An 18,162-nucleotide genomic window follows, 5' to 3' on the forward strand; every position below is an offset into this window, starting at 1 on the left:
TCACCCATTTTTCACAGGACTTCCCGAAATGCAGCTCGATACATGGTTGCTGTTTTCCGGCGCGGCCTTGGCGCTTTCGATGGCCCCCGGACCGAATAATCTTCTCGCGATGTTCAATGGCGCGCGTCACGGCGTTGCGTCAGCCGCCATTGGCGGCGCGGGCCGCCTGCTGGCTTTTGCTCTGATGATTGTGGTAACCGCGATGGGATTGGGCGTGGTGCTTGCCGCCAGCGAAACCGCCTTCATGATCATCAAATGGGGTGGGGCGATCTATCTGGTTTATCTTGGCCTCAAAAGCTGGCGAACCAAAGTTGCCGAACCCGAGGTTCCCGGTGATAGCGTCGGCTTTATCGCCCATCCCGGTGCGATGTCACTGGCCCGGACGGAATTCCTGACCGCAATCGGCAATCCCAAGGCGATCCTGATCTTTACCGCCTTCTTTCCGCAATTCCTTGATCAGGCCGGTTCATATGGCCCGCAATTTGCGATCATGGGGGTGACCTTCATCGCGATGGAGGCCTGTGTCCTTCTCGGATACGGGCTTGTCGGCGGGCAGGTAAAGGGGCTGATCCGTTCCGCCCGCCACATGCGCTGGCTCAACCGCATCAGCGGCAGCCTTTTGATCGCCGCAGGGGTGCTGCTGGCCCTGACGGACCGCACGCGTAGTAGCGCCTGATCCGCTTTGCTTTGGGATGTGATGGTCCCGGCCATCACTTTTTCAGGATGGCGCTGGTGATGACATTGAACAGATGATCCGCACGTGGTGCCGATGATGGCTGATCGCCAAGCCAGGCAAGTGCGCCCACCATCGCAAACAGGTCTCCGCCATCAATATCGGTGCGTGCGACGCCTTTTTCCTGTGCCCGGACAAGAAGCCTTGTCCCTGCGGCTTTCATGGTAACGCACGACGCATGAAGTGCGGACTCTTCATCCTCAATGGCGGCCACCATCGCGGCAATGACGCCGCGATAGTCGTTCGCGCACGCAACAAGATCACGTAACCACGATACCAGCGCATCATCCGGCGAACTTGCGGTTTCGCGTTCGCGCGCTGATTCTTTCAGCCCGTCAAAGCTCTCGCGAAGCAGTGTTTCAAGCAGTGCCTCGCGCGTTGGAAAATGTCGGTACAACGTACCAAGTCCCACCCCGGCTTTGCGGGCGATGTCGCGCAAAGATGCTTCCGCACCCTGGTCTTTGACAACCTCCCGCGCGATGGCAAGCAGATGTTCGTAGTTCTTCTTTGCGTCGGCTCGCATATGTTCCTCTTGACAAACGGAGCACTGCTCCATAAATGCGGATCAGTGCTCCGATTATGGATAGCATATATGCGATGAAAGAAGAAGCAGTGATGCCAAAGATGATGAAGGCGGTCCGTCAGCACGCGTTCGGCGGGCCCGAGGTCATGCGCTACGAGGACGCGCCGATACCTGATCCGGGACCGGGTGAAATAAGGGTCCGGGTGCACGCGGTCGGGATTAATCCCCCCGACTGGTATCTGCGTGATGGCTACAGGATGCTTCCGCCGGAATGGCAACCGCAAATATCCTTCCCGGTCATACTTGGAACCGACATATCAGGTGTCGTCGACGCCGTTGCTGATGATGTTATCGGCTTTGCGCCAGAAGACGACGTTTACGCCATGGTTCGTTTCCCGTCGGGTCTTGCCGGGGGAAGCAGGGCCTATGCGCAATATGTCACGGTCCCTGCATCGGAAGCAGCACCCAAGCCGGACGGGATTGATCATGTGCATGCGGCGGGGGTACCAATGTCGCTTCTGACCGCTTGGCAGTTCCTGGTTGATCTGGGACATGACGAACCAAATCCGCTTCAGTCCTATCAGCATAAGCCGGTTGAACTTTCGGGGAAAACCGTTCTGGTGAATGGCGCTGCCGGTGGTGTTGGGCATTTTGCCGTGCAGGTCGCAAAACTCAAAGGTGCCAGGGTCATCGCGGTTGCGTCTGGCAAACACGAGGCGCTTCTGCGCGACTTGGGGGCTGACGAATTTATCGATTATACGAAAACCCCACCCGAAGACGTCGTGCGGGATCTTGATCTTGTGATTGATGCCCTTGGCGGACCGACCGCCGGGCGTTTCCTGCCCACGATCAAACGGGGTGGTGCCCTTTTCCCGGTGTTCCCGCTGGGCTTTTCCAGTCACGAAGAAGCCGAAAAGCTTGGCATTACGGTATCGGCAACGCAGGTTCGCTCGAACGGCGATCAATTGGCGGAGCTTGCCGGTCTGCTGAGTGACGGCACACTTCGCGTCGTGCTCGACAGCACATACCCGCTTGCTGATGCCCGCAAGGCTCATGAACGTGCAGCCAAAGGGCACATTCAGGGCAAGATCGTGCTTGTGGTGGAATGACATGATCATCCTGATGGGGCACATTCATGTTGATCCACATGAAATTGATCAGTTCATCGCCGACGTTCAGGTGATCGCGCGCAATGCAACACCCGAAAAAGGCTGTCTTTTTTATGCGGTTAATCCTGATGCGGCGTGCCCGGGGCGTCTCGTGATTGCCGAACGTTGGCGCGATCAATCGTCATTGAAAGCCCATCTTGAAACACCAGAGGTTTTAGACTTCGTGCATAACTGGCAAGGCAGGATGAGAAGCGGGATACAGCAATATCAGGCCACGCACGAAGAAACATTCTTGGGCTGAGTTTTGTTCTCAGGGTTCGCATACAGCAAGCAAAGCCTTTGCGGGCTTTCTTGTGACCCTGAAAGGCTCAGGGGCGCAGCTTTATAAAAGCGCGCCCCCTTGCTCCCTTGTCTACCCGGATATCCGGGTGATCGCCTGTTGTCAGGCGATTTCTTCGACCCGATGGCACGCCACCTCGCGGCCTTCATACATGCGCAATTCAGGACGAACCTGTGCGCAATGGTCGGTCGCAAACGGGCAGCGTTTATGAAACGCACAGCCCGACGGCGGATTGATCGGTGAAGGCAGTTCACCGGTAAGCGGTTCTGCCTTGACGCGATGCGCCGGATCGATCTTTGGTGCCGATGCCAGAAGCGCCCTTGTATAGGGATGCAGCGGCTTGGCAAAGATTTCTTCGGTCGGTCCCTTTTCAGCGACGCGCCCCAAATACATCACCATGACGTCATCTGCAATATGGCGAACGACAGAAAGATCGTGCGAGATGAACACATAGGCGACATTCATCTCTTCCTGCAGGTCCATCATCAGGTTCAGAACCTGTGCCTGCACCGACACGTCAAGGGCGGAAACCGGTTCATCGGCGACGATGACTTTCGGTTCAAGGATCAGCGCACGCGCAATCGCGATACGCTGACGCTGCCCGCCGGAAAACATATGCGGATAGCGCCCGTAAAATTCGGGGCGCAGGCCAACCTTGGCCATGGTTTCGCGCACACGTTCCTCGCGCTCCTTGCGGCCCAGATCCATGTTAAGCAACACCGGCTCGCCAAGGATCTGACCGACTTTCTTGCGCGGGTTCAGCGACCCGTAAGGGTTCTGGAAGATCATCTGAACCGTGCGACGGAACAGTTTTGCTTCCTTGTCACTCAGATCACCAACCGCTTCGCCATTGATTTTAAGCTGTCCGGCACTGGGCTTTTCAATCAGGGTCAACTGACGGCCAAGTGTGGACTTGCCACAACCGGACTCGCCAACAACCGCCAGCGTCTTTTTGGCTTCCAGCGTAAAGGAAACACCATCAAGCGCCTTGACCATCGCACTGGGTTTGCCAAGGCCGCGGCTGACTTCATAGTGACGGACAAGATCATCGGATTCCAGCAGCGGAACACCGGGTTTTGCATCAAGAAAACTCATTACACGGTCTCCCCGGTGTTTTGGCCGGTGTTTTGGCCGGTTGGCTGGCCGCGGTCGTCAAGCGGATAGAAACAACGCACATCGCGCCCGTTATAGGCACCAACATCGGGACGTTCGACAACGCAACGATCATTGGCATAACGGCAACGCGGCGCCAGAAGACAGCCCGCCGGGCGGTCATACTGGCCGGGAACCACACCGGGGATGGTGCGCAGGCGGTCATGGCCTTCGGAGCGTTCCGGCAATGCCTCAAGCAACGCCTGGGTATAGGGATGGCGCGGGGCGGCAAAGATGCTGTCCGCCGGGCCACTTTCAAACAGCTGACCGGCATACATCACCTGAATGCGATCCGCGGCTTCGGAAACCAGTGCCAGATCGTGCGTGATCAGGATCAGGGCCATGTCGCTATCGTCCTGCAATTTCAGCAGCAGGTCGATGATCTGGGCCTGAATGGTCACGTCAAGGGCGGTGGTCGGTTCATCGGCAATCAGCAGGCGCGGATTGCACGCAATCGCCATCGCAATCACGATACGCTGGCTCATCCCGCCCGAAAGCTGATGGGGATAGGCGGTCATGCGTGATTTCGGATCGGGAATGCCAACCTGGTTCAGAAGGTCAAGCGTACGTTCACGCCGTTCTTTCTTCGAACCACCCTCATGGACTTTCAGGGCTTCCATGATCTGGGCCTCGACCGTGAAACACGGGTTAAGGGCCGACATCGGATCCTGAAAGATCATGCCGATATCCTTGCCCGTAATCGCACGGCGTTTGCCAGGCGACATCGTCAGCAGGTCCTGACCGTCAAAGGTCAGGCTGTCGGCGGTGACACGACCGGGGTAGTCAATCAGGCCCATGACGGCAAGCGAGGATACGGATTTACCCGACCCCGACTCCCCGACGATGCCAAGGACTTCGCCGCGATCAACGGAATAGCTTACATTATCAACAGCACGGAACGGCCGGTCTTCGGAGCCGAACTCGACTGTCAGGTTTTTAACTTCGAGAAGAGCCATGACTTACCGCTTCATCTTGGGATCAAGGGCATCGCGCAGACCATCACCCATCAGGTTGAAGGCAAGCACGGTGACGAGGATGCAAAGGCCGGGGAAGGTGATCACCCACCATGCCGATCCCACGAATTCGCGGGCTTCGGCCAGCATGGTACCCCATTCCGGCAGCGGCGGCTGTGCGCCAAGGCCAAGGAAGCCAAGGGCGGCAGCATCAAGGATGGCACTGGAAATACCCAATGTGCCCTGAACGATCAGGGGCGCCATGCAGTTCGGCAGGATATTGACGAACATCTGGCGCATATGACCGGCACCGGCAATCTGCGATGCGATGACATATTCCTTGTTCAGTTCGGATACCACCGAGGCACGCGACAGGCGCACATAATGCGGCAACTGGACAATCGCAATCGCCAGCATGGCGTTTTCAAGTCCCGGGCCGAGGATCGCGACAATCGCCATCGCCATGATCAGGCTGGGCAGGGCCAGCATGGTATCCATCAAGCGCATGATGCCGACTTCGATCCAGCCGCGGAAATATCCGGCAACCAGTCCAAGAACGATACCGGCAACCATCGAAATGATCACGACGAATACGCCGATGGTCACCGAAAGCTGCGCACCGTGGATCAGGCGCGACAGGATATCGCGGCCAACCGCATCCGTGCCAAGGATATAGCGCGGATCAGCACCTTCCATCCAGATCGGCGGTTTCAGGAACGCGGTGCGGTCCTGTGCAATCGGATCAAACGGCGCAACCCATTGGGCGAATGCCGCCATGAACAGGATAAAGCAGATGATGATCAGGCCAACATAAGCACCACGGTTCTTGCGGAAATAATTCCACGTTTCCATGAACGGACTTGGCGGGTTGATCTTCTGGTCTTCCACTGCCGCCGCTTCGGCTGCTGCCGTTTCGGGGGTGGTTGATTGGGTATTCTGGTTTGTCATTTCCCGTGCCCCCTAACGCTTGTGCCGGATGCGGGGATTGATCACCCCATACATCAGATCGACGAACAGATTGACCGCCATAACCACGAAGGCAATCATCAGGATGCCGCCCTGGATGGTCGGGTAATCGCGGCGGTTCAGTGCCTCGACAATCCATTTGCCAATACCGGGCCACGAGAAAATGGTTTCAGTCAGGATCGCACCGGCAAACAGCACACCGACCTGAAGGCCGATCACCGTAATCACCGGGATCAGGGCATTGCGCAGCGCATGGACCATGATCACCCGCATCGGGGCAAGGCCCTTGGCGCGTGCCACCCGGATATATTCCTCGCCCAGAACTTCAAGCATCGAGGACCGCGTCATACGCGCAATCACGGCCATCGGAATGGTGCCAAGCGCAATCGTCGGCAGGATCAGATGACGGAGCGCACTGAGAAACGCGCCTTTTTCATCGCTAAGCAACGTATCGATCAGCATGAAACCGGTGGTCGGCTCGATGTAATACATGATCGACAGGCGACCGGAAACCGGTGTCCAGCCAAGCGTTGTCGAAAAGAACATGATCAACAGCAGCGCCCACCAGAAAATCGGCATCGAATATCCGGTCAGCGATAAACTCATGGTCAGGTGGTCAAGCCACTTTCCCCTGTTGATCGCGGCAATGACCCCCAATGGCAAACCGATAATGATCGCAAACAGAATCCCCGCGACGGACAGTTCGATCGTAGCCGGGAACAGGGTCGCGAATTCTTCGATCACCGGACGTTTGGTGACAAAGGACTCACCAAGATCACCCTGCAACACACCGCCCAGATAATCGAAATACTGAACAACAAGCGGCCTGTCGAAACCATATTCCTTTTGCAGTTCGGCGTATCGTTCGGGGTCGATACTGCGTTCACCTGCGCGCATCTGGATCGGGTCGCTCGGGATCAGGTGAATCATCAGAAACACCAGAATGGTAACGCCAAAGAAAGTCGGTATGACGTCACCCAAACGGCGTAAAAGGAAACCTAACATGCCATTGGGCCTTTTTTGGCATCCGCGCGCGGGCCTGCGGGCGGACGTCTCTCTCTATTGCGGAATTGCAAAGAGGCCCGGAAAACCGGGCCTCCTCGGCAAGGTGTAGGGGCGTGTTATTCTTTGATATCGACGCCGTAGAAGATGTGACCGCCAAACGGATCGATCTTGTAGTCGACAACTTCGTTACGGATCGGTTCGAAAACGATCGAGTGCGCGATGGTTGCCCACGGTGCTTCACGTTTGAAGACGGCCTGGGCTTCTTCGTACAGACGGGTACGCTCAAGAACATCAGCAGTGGTTTTCGCCTGCTGGATCAAGCTGTCGAATTCCTCGTTGCACCACTGTGCACGGTTCGCACTGCCAACGGCATCGCAACCCAGCAGAACAGCAAGGAAGTTGTCGGGGTCGCCGTTATCGCCGGTCCAACCGAGCATGAAGCTGCCCTGTTCACCTTTTTTGGTGCGATCAAGATATTCGCCCCACTCGTAGGAAACGATTTCGGCATTCACGCCAATCGCAGCCCAGTCAGCCTGAACGAGTTCAGCCATACGGCGTGCGTTCGGGTTGTAAGGACGCTGTACCGGCATGGCCCAGATATCGGTGGTGAAACCATCCGGATAACCGGCTTCTGCCAGCAACTTCTTGGCGGCTTCCGGATCATACGGATCGTCAACGGTATCGTTGTTGTACGACCAGATGGTCGGCGGAATCGGGTTTTTGGCGGCAACGCCTGCACCCTGATAAACACCTTCGATGATCGCAGCCTTGTTGATCGCCATGTTCAGGGCCTTACGGACCTTGACATTGGTGAACGGCTCTTTCTGGGTGTTATAACCAAGATAACCGACGTTCAGACCTTCCTGGCTCATCAGGTTGATGTCGCCATCGGCTTCCATCGCGGTCAGGTCAGCCGGGTTCGGGTACGGCATGACATGGCATTCACCGGCTTTCAGCTTCTGGTAACGAACCGTGCTGTCCGGGGTGATGGCAAAGATCAGGTTATCGATCGGTGCCTTGCCTTCCCAATATTCCGGGAACGCCTTGTAACGGATGACCGCATCTTTCTGATACTGGACAACCTGGAACGGGCCGGTACCGACCGGGTTCAGGTCGATCTGTTCCGGCGTACCGGCAGCCATCAGCTGATCGGCATATTCGCCCGACAGGATGGATGCGAAATCCATCGCCATGTTGGCAATGAACGGTGCTTCCGGACGGTTCAGAACGAATTTGACGGTGTAATCGTCAACTTTGACGATGTCCTTGATCAGTTCGCCCATGGACATCGAGTTGAAATACTCGTAACCGCCACCCGAAACCGGATGGTACGGATGTTCTTTGTCCCACTGGCGACGGAACGAGAAGATCACGTCGTCTGCGTTGAAATCGCGGGTCGGGGTGAAGGCATCGGTGGTCTGGAATTTAACGCCTTTACGCAGGTTAAAGGTGTATTCCGTGCCATCGGCCGATACGTCCCAGCTGGTTGCAAGGCCCGGAACGATGGTGGTCGTGCCGCGCTTGAACTGTACCAGACGGTTGAAGACCTGACGCGAGGTGGCGTCAAAGGTGGTACCCGCGGTGTAAAGCTGCGGGTTGAAGCCTTCCGGGCTTCCTTCCGAGCAATAAACCAGGGTTTTTGCCGAAGCGGCAGTCGGAGCAGCAAGCGCAGTCGCTGCAAGCAGACCTGCACCGATCGCCGCTTTGACGAAATTCGCTTTCATATAAGATGCCTCCCTCAAGGCTGGCCCGAACAATCTGCACAGGTGGCTGCTGGCCTTGAACGGCTCATGCATTGCAATTTGCGCAAATAGACGGGCGGGTTTACCCGATCCAACATTTATGTTGGCAATCGACGAGGGAAAATAATCAGGGTTTCTGGGTATCGTCAACGTTTCCTGCGGGGTTTTACGTAGGACGATCTGATCGAATGAATGATGAATTTATGTCAAGTGTTTGTTATTTTTATGAAATTGTCCCCCACAATCGGGTATGGGAGCCGTGCATTTTTTTCGTGTCTATACATGACCGAACGGAAAAACACATAAAGCTAACGTGCTTTTCCATCCGATCTATCTTCTTGAAATTTCTAGATTCGTTTGATCACGGAACCCCTTGCGCCGATCAATTGCGCGCAATGCGATCATTAAGCTCACTGATTTGCGCGATTTCCGTGTTCCACGCCGTCACAAATCGATAAACATCCGCCCCCAATGACGGCCATGGATAAAACAGCGCCCCGGCATCGCGCATTTTCTGCGCCAGTTCGGCGGGGATATTTGCAAAAATCTCGTTGCCATCAGCGGCATGCGCCAATGTTGCCCCATGCGAAACCAGCATGTCACAAAGGGTTTTGGCCGCCCCGTTGGCGTGGCGCGCATTGCGCAGCCAAAGATCGTCCTTCACATAGGCCAGAAGTTGTGAGCTCAGATAACGATGCTTGGAATACAGATGCCCGCTGCGCTTTCGGGCCTGCTCGACCTTGCCGCGCAGTGACGTATCAAACAGGACAATCGCATCAACCGCCTGCGCACCGTTCTTGGTCGCCCCGAAGCTGATCGCATCGACACCGGCCTTCCATGTGATATCCGCCGGGTGGCAGCCCAGATGGGCAACCGCATTGGCAAACCGTGCCCCATCCATGAAAAGCCGAAGGTCACGCTTTTTGCAAATCGCGCCAATGGCGGCAACTTCATCGGCGGAATAAACGGTGCCCAATTCGGTCGCCTGCGTGATCGCCACGCATTCCGGGGCCACCGAATGAACCCCGCGATCAACCCGGCTTGCCAGAAAGGCATCAAGTTTGTCGGTTTCAAGCTTTGCCGCCGGGCCATCAACCGGCATCAGCTTCGCCCCGCCGGTAAAGAACGCAACGCCCGTACTTTCATCTTCGTTGATATGGGCCTCGTGATGGCAAACGATCCCGCCAAACGGCGATACCAGTGCCGACAGGCTGATGCAGTTTGCCGCGGTGCCGGTGGCGACCGGAACAACGGCCACTTCCCTGTCAAACAGCTCGGCAAAGGCCGCGTCAAGCTGCTGGCTGGTGTCATCACTGCCATAGGCAGGCGCATTGCCGTGGGCTTCGTGCTCGAGGGCGGCCAGGATTTCCGGGCACAGGGGCGATACATTGTCAGAGGCAAAATTCATCGAACGGGTCCGTGTCTTGTGGTGGCGTTAATACGGGGCCGGGCGTCATTCCGCCAACCGGCCACCCTTTATCACATGCGATCCGTTTGAATGGCAATGATGCCTATAGTGTTTCGGGCAACGCGCGGATTGCCTCAATCGGGCTGTTCCAGCCGCTAACAAAGCGAAACGCATCCGGCCCGACCGCGGGCCATGGCCGAAAGACCAGCCCGGCCTTGCGCAACCGTTCGGCCAGATCATCATCCATATGCACAAACAGCTCGTTACCCTGCGGGGTGAAGGCTGCCCGCGCGCCAAGGGTTTCAAGCGACTGGCAAAGGGCGCTTGCGGCCTGATTGGCATGGCGCGCATTACGCAGCCAAAGATCATCCTTCACATAGGCCAGAAGCTGTGCCGCGAGATAACGATGCTTGGAAAACAGATGCCCGCCCCGTTTGCGCGCCTTTTCGACCCTTGCGCGCAATGACGGGTCAAACAGGATGATCGCATCCACCGCCATCGCCCCGTTCTTGGTCGCGCCAAAACTTAAAACATCAAGCCCCGCCTTCCAGGTGATGTCCGCCGGATGGCAGCCAAGGGCTGCTATCGCATTGGCAAATCGCGCCCCATCCATGAAAAACTTCATGCCATGCGCCCTGGCAACCCTGCCAATCGCCTGAACTTCATCAACGTCATAGATCGTGCCGAATTCGGTCGCCTGCGTGATCGCCACACATTCCGGATCAACCGAATGCATGCCATGGGTGTTTTCGCGGGTTAAAAACGCATCAAGCGTCTCGGGCAAAAGCTTTGCCGATGGCCCGTCCATGGTCATCAATTTTGCCCCATTGCCATAAAATGCCACCCCGGTCGATTCCGTTCGGTTTATATGCGCCTGATGATGGCAGGCCACCCCGCCAAACGGCGATACCAGTGCCGACAACCCGACAAGATTGGCCGCCGTCCCCGTGGCTACCGGCACCACCGCGACCTCCGTGCCAAACAGGTCCGAAAAGGCGTGATCAAGCTGCTGGCTTGCCGCATCCGCGCCATAGGGCAGGGCGGGATCGCTGGCCTCGCCAATCGCGGCAAGGATTTCCGGGCAGATCGGTGACACATTATCAGACGAAAAATTCATCGGGGCCTCGGTTCTTTAAGGTGGGGCAGGGGCTTTAGGTGACGGGATACTCAGCTTCGGTTGATCGCATTTGAAATGCAAGGGAACGGCTTATTTGCTGGTCGCGACAAAAACACCGTCCCAGTCCGGCGGTGGCGGGTTTGCACGGAATGTCGCAATGCGATCACGATAAAGCCCGTAAAGCCCGGCAAGGTCAAATTGCCCGATCATGTCGGTCGCAAGGGCGATGCATTCATCAATCAGCCGTTCCGTACCATCCCAATCCTGCAATCGATAGCTCTGGATCATCTGCATATGGCGGTCACGCAGGTCGGCAAATTCCGCGCTATGGGCAATCGTACTGTCGCCCAGCAGGGTAAAGATGCGCACCGCCTCGCTTTTGCCCTTCACGGCAATCAGATCAAGCTCAAGGATGGCGAAACCATCCGCCGCCTGTCTTGCCGTTTCCTCGCCAATGACAATGCCGACACCGTAATTTTTTGACTGCCCCTCAAGCCTTGAAGCCAGATTGACCGCATCGCCCAGCACCGAATAATCAAACCGCTGATCGGATCCCATATTGCCGACAAGGCAATTGCCGCTATTGATCCCGATCCCGATATTGAGCGGCAGATAGTCCTGGCGTTCCTCGGTCGCTTCTTCTGCACGGCGCGCATTAAGGTGTTCAAGCGCATCAAACATCGCAAGCGCACTTTCGCAGGCCCGGCGGGCATGTGCGGGCACATCAAGCGGCGCGTTCCAGAACGCCATGATGCAGTCGCCCATATATTTGTCGATGGTGCCTTCGCGGTCCAGAATCGCCTTGCTAAGCGGGGTGAGCAACCGGTTGATCAGGCGGGTCAGTCCCTGCGGGTTGGATTTGAACCCCTCCGAGATGGACGTAAACCCGCGCACATCGCAAAACAGCAATGTCATGTCGCGGGTTTCCCCGCCCAGTTTCAAACGTTCCGGGTGGCGGGCAAGCTGTTCAACCAGTGCCGGTGACAGATAGTTGGCAAAGGCCGCGCGCACCTGTTTGCGTTCGCCTTCGGTGCGCATGAAGCCGATTGAACTGGCAATCAGATAAACCGCCACCAGCGACACCGCGCCGTATACCGGATCAATCAGGATTTGCTGGCTGCTATAGGCCCACCATGAAAACCCGCCTGCTGCCACGGTCATGGTGCCCCCAATGATTGCCGGCCAGACCGCACCAAGCTTCGGGATCGCCAGCACGAAAAACAGCCCCACCAGCAACAGGACTAGCGTCTCGATCTCGGCCGCCCAGTAAGGCCGCGTCAGGAACTGGCCCAGAAGCATCTGTTCTAACATCTCGGCATGGATTTCAACACCGGGCAGAACCGGATCAAGCGGCGTGGATCGCAAATCAAGCAACCCCGCCGCACTGGTGCCAATCAGAACAACCGTGTTTTCAAGGGCCCGTTCGGGAAGGTTGCCTTTGATCACGTCGGCGGCGGAAATATATCGTTCGGCGCGGTGCCCGGCGAAATGGACCCACATATGGCCCGATTGATCGGTGGGGATGGTGACCTTGCCAACCCGGATGGCTTCAACGCCTTCGGCGGTGGTCCATCGCGTTGCACCACTTGCCCCCGACAGCCGCACATTCATGGTGCGCGGGGCATCCTGAAGAATACGGAAAACTTCCATCGAAAGCGTCGGGTAAACCGGCTTGCCGATCAGCGGTTCCTCGTGATCAAGCGCTAGCATCAGTGGAACCCGGCGCACAACCCCGTCCTGCTCGGGCGATACATTAATGATCGCATTGCCGGCGGCGGCTTCCTCAATCACCGAAAGGTTCGCGGTCGCCCCCGAAAGAACCGGAATGAAATCCGCCAGATGCCGACCGGCTTCGCCGCCAACGCTGAAATTGCCGACCTGCCGGGGCAGGGTGCTGAACGGCTGTGATGTCAGTTGGGCGGCAGTAACCACCTGTCCGACACCATTGATAAACTCGGCAAACAGCAAATCATGATCAGGCAGGGTTTCGGCAAGTTTTGCCAAGGCGTCGCTGTTATCATTTTTGGGCCAGTCATGCACGACCCGCGCGGGCGATGTGCGGTCCGGCTCGGCAAACACGATATCGAAACCGACAACCTGTGCGCCTGCCAGCCGCAAACGGTAAATCAGTTCCGCAAGCCTCGTGCGCGGCCACGGCCATTGCCCCATTTCGTCAAGGCTGCGCTCGTCAATATCAATGATCCTGACACCCGCATCCTCGAACGCACGCGGCGCGATCCGCTGATAGTTATCAAACACCGACATCCGCAACTGCCCGACCAGCGGCACATCCTGCCAGCGCAGAACCACACAAACCAGAAGCACGGCCAGCGGCACCAGATAATGCAGCCACAGGGTCACGCGTGCGCGTGAAAGGCGTCCGGGTGTGTTTGGTTGATCACTCACTTAACATGTCTGATAAAAGGGGTTACGGGGTAAGAGTTGCTGATCCGCCTGCGCCGGAGGAATTTGCCGTTGTCGTCAAATTAAAATCAACATTGGTAGCATCGCTAAAGTCGGTGGACGCACTACAGCCACCTGCGGTGCACTCGCCGTCATAAATGAAATTTGAGCTACCAAAACTCGCTGCACCATTGCTGGACGTGAAATCGTATGTCCCGGTTGTGGCCGCCCCTTTGAAAGTCGCGAATGCTGCACTTCCGTCGTCGACATTATCAAAATCAATTTTGATCGTGCGAGAGCTGAAGTCTACTTGAGCGGTGTAGGTGTAGCTCAAAGAGCCAGAGCTTACGTTCTGGGTTGCGCTATAACTACCGGACGAGATCTGGCGCATGCCATCGAAGGTGAATTCGCTGCTGCCGCCATCTCCACCGCTACCGCCACCATTATTCTGCGTGGTTTTTTCAATCTGATTCAAGGCCGTGGCGGCATCCGTGACACTGCCCCCGGCGCTTGTGCTGCTTACCTGTGCCATTGCAACGTCAAGTGTCGAGGCCATGGTTGATCCGGTTTGCGTCGTTGCCTGACGGGTCTGCTGTGTCGTCAGGCTGTTGCCACCCGATGCAGACGCGGAGGATGCTGTGCTGCCGCCCTCGTTCTGGCTGTTCGATGCCGTGCGCACCAATGCGCGCGAAAAGTCGAATGTTGCAAGGCTTTCCGGGAAGCGGATCGGTTCGGTGACCTTGTTGTTGGCAACAAACACACCGAAATTCTCGCCGGTCACGTTTTCACTATTGCCGTTCTGGTCAAACACGGCAAAGGCACCGGGGCGCGATGTGGTGTCATTGCGCGAAAGGCCCGGCCCCTGATTGACCGCCATGAAAATCTGCGGGCCTTCGCCGCTATTGCTCTCATCGCTTGAAAAATCAAAACTGCCCGGCACGATCTGGTTGGCTTCATCGGCTGAAACCGACCGGATCAGGCCGATGGTGCCGCGAATGCCAATCGATCCGACCGGCAGATTGACATCCATGCTCGATGGATTTTTAAGCGGGATTTTACCGGTGACAAACCGCACAACGCCGCGCGCCATATCGGCAACGATCCTGCCATCGCCGGTCACCGGGTCATAAACGAATTCATCAATCGCAAGGTCGCTGTTCGGGCCGATGGTAAACACCGTTTCATCCAGCAACAGGATCTGCATGCCTGAATGGGCCGATGTGGTGATGCGGTCGCCAAGGTAAACCGGCATGCCGCTTTCAACCAGAACACCAACCTCGCCAACCGACTGCGCCAGAAGCACCTCGCCCCTGACCGCAGCAGAAACCCCCGCCATTTCACCGCTGCGTTCGGCCTGTGCCATGGTAACGCTTGCCAGAAGTACCGCCCCTGAAAGGGCTGCAAGCTGCATATGTCTTGCCCGCTTCGCGTAACGGAGGGCCAAAGCTTTAAATACCGACATCCCTAAAACTCCCAACGGCGCGTCAGGAAAAACTGCGCGCGCGCGTTATGATATTCGTAATTGGGAATGTTTGATTCTGTGTTCAGATATTCACCGGTGACCGACCAGTTGATCGGTGCCAGAAAGGCATATATCTGTCCTGCCGTTTTGCTATCCCCAAACAAGTCATCTGGCAGCATTTGCGAAAGCGGCGCGCCATAGGTCAGTCGCAATCTTGTCGTCCGGTCCTGTCGGTGTTGCGGCGAATTGCCGGTCACCAGAAAGTCCGGATCGCGATATTGATCAAGACCATAGCGAACACTTCCGCTGATATAACTTCCCCCGCCAAACAGATAAGCATGGATCAGTTCCGCACTCAAGCTGTCATAACTGTTGAAATTGCGTGCGGCTTCTTTTTTACCCGCATTAAGATCAATCGTCGTGCGGTTTGACGGGCTCCAGGCGTAATTCACCCCGGTTCGTGCGCCATATCGCTGCCCGGAATGCAGCCGAAGCGCGCTTGATTCCGTCGTATTCTGATACCGTTCATCGGCATAGCTGACTTCGCCATAAAGATTGGTATCAGGCCGGATGTTCCAGTCCGCACGCAGGCGACCGCTTCGCGATGTCAGGTATTTTTCCCGCGAAAGCGACTGCACCGTCTGGTTTATCACCGGTGTCAGGCTGAAATATCCGCCGCGGATACGTGCGCCAAGGTCAACCGAAAACGACCCCAGATCAAGGCTGTCGATCTGTACCTGATCGCTGCCATAGCCGCTCAGGGCGGCAAAAACCTCGTGCCCTTCCTGATAGCCAAGGTCATAGCTGATGTCATAACGCATCGCCCCGATATGGGCGATATCGTTGCGCGGTTTGTCCTCGGATGCCGTGATGTTGGTCAGGGTTCCGGTAACAAGCTGCTGCTTGTCGGATGGGGCGGCATTGCGGTTGCTGTCAATCTGGCTGCCAAAGGTCACGGTCAGATACTGATGAAGCCGCTTGCGCCGTGTCTCGATCGCCGAAAGGTATCGGTCGATATCGGCCGCAACATCGGGCGATACATTCATCGCCCGCAGGCGTTCAAACTGCGCACGCGCCTCGTCAAGGCTATCAAGCCGATAAAGCACAATCGCGTAATAAAGCCGGACTGCGGCAAGATCGGGATCAAGCACAAGGATGCGTTCCAGTGTCGCCGACGCGCCGCGGACATCCCCGCGCGCAATCTGCGCCTTGGCCCAGCGGAAATTCAGGACAACATCATCGGGACTGGCCAGTACATCGGCAAAACTGATATCGCTGCCATCATCGGTCTGAAGCAAAAGGCGTGATCGTTCCGCCGCATCCACGATCTGCGTAAAATCGCCAATGAAATTCCGGGCTTCATCTGTACGGACATCGACACTTTGCTGTGCGCTTGTTGTTGTCGCGCCTGTTACCAGCATGCCGCACAGGACAATCAAACCCGTGCCGCACCGCCATCTGAGCGATTTCAATATTTTTCCCCAAGGTCGCAACCCGGCTTTGCTTTTTTCAGTCTACCCACCCCAATGCGATACCTGAACAAAACCGGTCTGATTTTATCGTTATAGATTATTGATTATACGGTCTGTGGGAAAGTCATGCGTTTGAATGATACCAAGTCTATGCAATGGTCTTTATACTTATTCGTAAGTACAAAGGCCCGGCAATTTGCCGGGCCTTTTGCTTCAAAACAAGTTCTAAATTCAACCTAAACGGCCGTGCCGCCAACAGTCAAACCATCAATGCGAAGTGTTGGCTGACCAACACCAACCGGAACACCCTGGCCATCCTTGCCACACGTGCCGATCCCGTCATCAAGCTTCATGTCATTGCCGATCATGGAAACCTTGGTCAGGCTGTCGGGGCCATTACCAATCAGGGTCGCACCCTTGACCGGTGCGCCAAGCTTGCCGTTTTCGATCAGATAGGCCTCGGATGCGGAAAACACGAACTTGCCCGATGTGATATCGACCTGTCCGCCGCCGAAATTGACCGCATAAATGCCTTTCTTGACCGACGCCAGGATTTCGCCCGGGTCCTTGTCACCGCCCAGCATATAGGTATTGGTCATGCGCGGCATCGGCGCATGGGCATAGGATTGACGTCGTCCATTGCCGGTGGATTTCACCCCGGTCAGGCGCGCATTCAACCGGTCCTGCATGAAACCTTTCAGGATGCCATCCTCGATCAGGACCGTGCGCTGGGTCGGGGTGCCTTCATCATCAATCGAAAGCGACCCGCGGCGATCATGGATCGTACCATCATCAACAACCGTAACCCCCGGCGATGCAATCCGCTGACCCAGCAAACCGGCAAAGGCCGATGTGCCCTTGCGGTTAAAGTCGCCCTCAAGCCCGTGACCGATGGCTTCATGCAGCAGAATCCCCGGCCAGCCCGGACCAAGCACCACGGTCATCTCGCCCGCAGGGGCCGCAACCGATTCAAGGTTCAGCGTCGCCTGACGCAGGGCTTCGTCAACTGCCGATTTCCAGCTTTTTTCTTCAAAGAACCCGTCATAGCCAATGCGTCCACCCTGACCATGCGATCCGGTTTCCATGCGGTCGCCCTGCTTGACGACGACCGATACGTTAAACCGCACCAGCGGGCGAATATCGCCAATCCGCTGCCCGCCGCTGCGCCAGATCTGTACTGCCTGCCAGTTACCTGAAATCGATGCGGAAACCTGCACCACGCGCGGGTCTTTAGCGCGCGCATAGGCATCAATCTTGCCCAGCAGATCAACCTTCGCCTCAAACGTGGCTTCACCCAGCGGATTGACATCGGAATAAAGCGACACATTGGTGCCGATCGATCCCAGATCGACCTTGCCCGACCGGCCATTGCCAACCGCCTTGACGGTCTCGGCCGCACGGCCAACCGCGTCATTGGAAAGCTCGTTGGAATGCGAAAACGCGGTGGCTTCATCGGCAACCGCACGCAGGCCAAAACCCTGTGCGGTGTCGAAATTGGCACTGCGCAGGCGGCCATCATCCCATGTCAGGCTTTCGGACTGCCGGTATTCAAGGAAAAGTTCCCCGTCTTCCGCCGCACCCAATGCATCATTAACCTGCTTTTCAAGCCGGTCGCGATCAAGGTCGCCATTGGCGAAAAACAGGCTGTCGGTTTTGCTCAGATCGGTCATGAAACCTCCTTGCGGGCGTGCCGGATGGCAACAGATGGGCGACTTTGGCCAAATGGGCGATTTTCGCCTTTCGGTTAAATCACCTGTGACAGTATTTTCCCTTACGT

At 56.6% G+C, this 18,162-nt stretch carries 15 protein-coding genes; 3 read left to right on the forward strand and 12 right to left on the reverse strand.

Translation table 11 applies throughout. From position 1 onward, the window contains the following. Positions 1 to 28 precede the first annotated feature (28 nt). Positions 29 to 676 (forward strand): LysE family translocator, encoded by a 648-nt coding sequence (locus P8T57_RS12720; protein WP_114095558.1) that lies wholly within the window; start codon positions 29 to 31, stop codon positions 674 to 676. Between the two features lie 34 nt (positions 677 to 710). Here the strand turns inward: P8T57_RS12720 and P8T57_RS12725 are convergent, their stop codons facing one another. Next, the gene (locus tag P8T57_RS12725; RefSeq protein ID WP_007091190.1) at positions 711 to 1,256 is read right to left on the reverse strand and encodes a TetR/AcrR family transcriptional regulator; all 546 of its coding nucleotides are present in this window, start codon (positions 1,254 to 1,256) and stop codon (positions 711 to 713) included. A gap of 74 nt (positions 1,257 to 1,330) precedes the next feature. On the opposite strand from P8T57_RS12725, the gene P8T57_RS12730 reads away from it, so the two are divergent. Next, the gene (locus P8T57_RS12730) at positions 1,331 to 2,365 is read left to right on the forward strand and encodes an NADP-dependent oxidoreductase (protein ID WP_341363306.1); all 1,035 of its coding nucleotides are present in this window, start codon (positions 1,331 to 1,333) and stop codon (positions 2,363 to 2,365) included. 1 nt (position 2,366) lies between these two features. Then, positions 2,367 to 2,666 (forward strand): putative quinol monooxygenase, encoded by a 300-nt coding sequence (locus tag P8T57_RS12735; protein WP_037991123.1) that lies wholly within the window; start codon positions 2,367 to 2,369, stop codon positions 2,664 to 2,666. A 141-nt stretch (positions 2,667 to 2,807) separates the two neighbouring features. Here the strand turns inward: P8T57_RS12735 and P8T57_RS12740 are convergent, their stop codons facing one another. The 11 genes from P8T57_RS12740 to tldD form a co-directional block, all read right to left on the reverse strand. Then, positions 2,808 to 3,800, reverse strand: coding sequence for a peptide ABC transporter ATP-binding protein (locus P8T57_RS12740; protein WP_063093300.1), 993 nt, complete (start codon positions 3,798 to 3,800; stop codon positions 2,808 to 2,810). Then, positions 3,800 to 4,813, reverse strand: a complete 1,014-nt coding sequence (dppD, locus tag P8T57_RS12745) for a dipeptide ABC transporter ATP-binding protein (protein WP_114095559.1) — start codon at positions 4,811 to 4,813, stop codon at positions 3,800 to 3,802. The genes P8T57_RS12740 and dppD overlap by 1 nt, the downstream gene beginning before the upstream one ends. Positions 4,814 to 4,816: 3 nt before the next feature. Next, positions 4,817 to 5,758 (reverse strand): ABC transporter permease subunit, encoded by a 942-nt coding sequence (locus P8T57_RS12750; RefSeq protein WP_007091185.1) that lies wholly within the window; start codon positions 5,756 to 5,758, stop codon positions 4,817 to 4,819. Between the two features lie 12 nt (positions 5,759 to 5,770). Further along, positions 5,771 to 6,781 carry an ABC transporter permease subunit gene (locus tag P8T57_RS12755; protein ID WP_341363307.1) on the reverse strand — a complete coding sequence of 337 codons (1,011 nt, stop codon included), beginning with the start codon at positions 6,779 to 6,781 and terminating at the stop codon, positions 5,771 to 5,773. A 116-nt stretch (positions 6,782 to 6,897) separates the two neighbouring features. After that, complete coding sequence (locus P8T57_RS12760) at positions 6,898 to 8,505, reverse strand: ABC transporter substrate-binding protein (protein WP_063093303.1); 1,608 nt, start codon at positions 8,503 to 8,505, stop codon at positions 6,898 to 6,900. A gap of 400 nt (positions 8,506 to 8,905) precedes the next feature. Continuing rightward, the gene (locus P8T57_RS12765; RefSeq protein WP_341363308.1) at positions 8,906 to 9,931 is read right to left on the reverse strand and encodes a beta-eliminating lyase-related protein; all 1,026 of its coding nucleotides are present in this window, start codon (positions 9,929 to 9,931) and stop codon (positions 8,906 to 8,908) included. A gap of 103 nt (positions 9,932 to 10,034) precedes the next feature. After that, positions 10,035 to 11,048: a beta-eliminating lyase-related protein gene (locus P8T57_RS12770; RefSeq protein ID WP_341363309.1), complete on the reverse strand. Its 1,014-nt coding sequence runs from the start codon at positions 11,046 to 11,048 to the stop codon at positions 10,035 to 10,037. Positions 11,049 to 11,138: 90 nt separating this feature from the next. Next, the gene (locus tag P8T57_RS12775) at positions 11,139 to 13,454 is read right to left on the reverse strand and encodes an adenylate/guanylate cyclase domain-containing protein (RefSeq protein WP_341363310.1); all 2,316 of its coding nucleotides are present in this window, start codon (positions 13,452 to 13,454) and stop codon (positions 11,139 to 11,141) included. Positions 13,455 to 13,476: 22 nt separating this feature from the next. After that, on the reverse strand, positions 13,477 to 14,913 hold the full coding sequence (locus P8T57_RS12780; protein WP_341363311.1) for a FecR domain-containing protein: 1,437 nt from the start codon (positions 14,911 to 14,913) through the stop codon (positions 13,477 to 13,479). 2 nt (positions 14,914 to 14,915) lie between these two features. After that, positions 14,916 to 16,385, reverse strand: coding sequence for a tetratricopeptide repeat protein (locus P8T57_RS12785; RefSeq protein ID WP_341363312.1), 1,470 nt, complete (start codon positions 16,383 to 16,385; stop codon positions 14,916 to 14,918). Positions 16,386 to 16,621: 236 nt separating this feature from the next. Next, positions 16,622 to 18,055 carry a metalloprotease TldD gene (gene tldD, locus P8T57_RS12790; protein WP_007091177.1) on the reverse strand — a complete coding sequence of 478 codons (1,434 nt, stop codon included), beginning with the start codon at positions 18,053 to 18,055 and terminating at the stop codon, positions 16,622 to 16,624. Between the last annotated feature and the right edge of the window lie 107 nt (positions 18,056 to 18,162).

The organism is Thalassospira sp. SN3W (assembly GCF_038070535.1).
Classification (GTDB): Bacteria; Pseudomonadota; Alphaproteobacteria; order Rhodospirillales; family Thalassospiraceae; genus Thalassospira; species Thalassospira xiamenensis.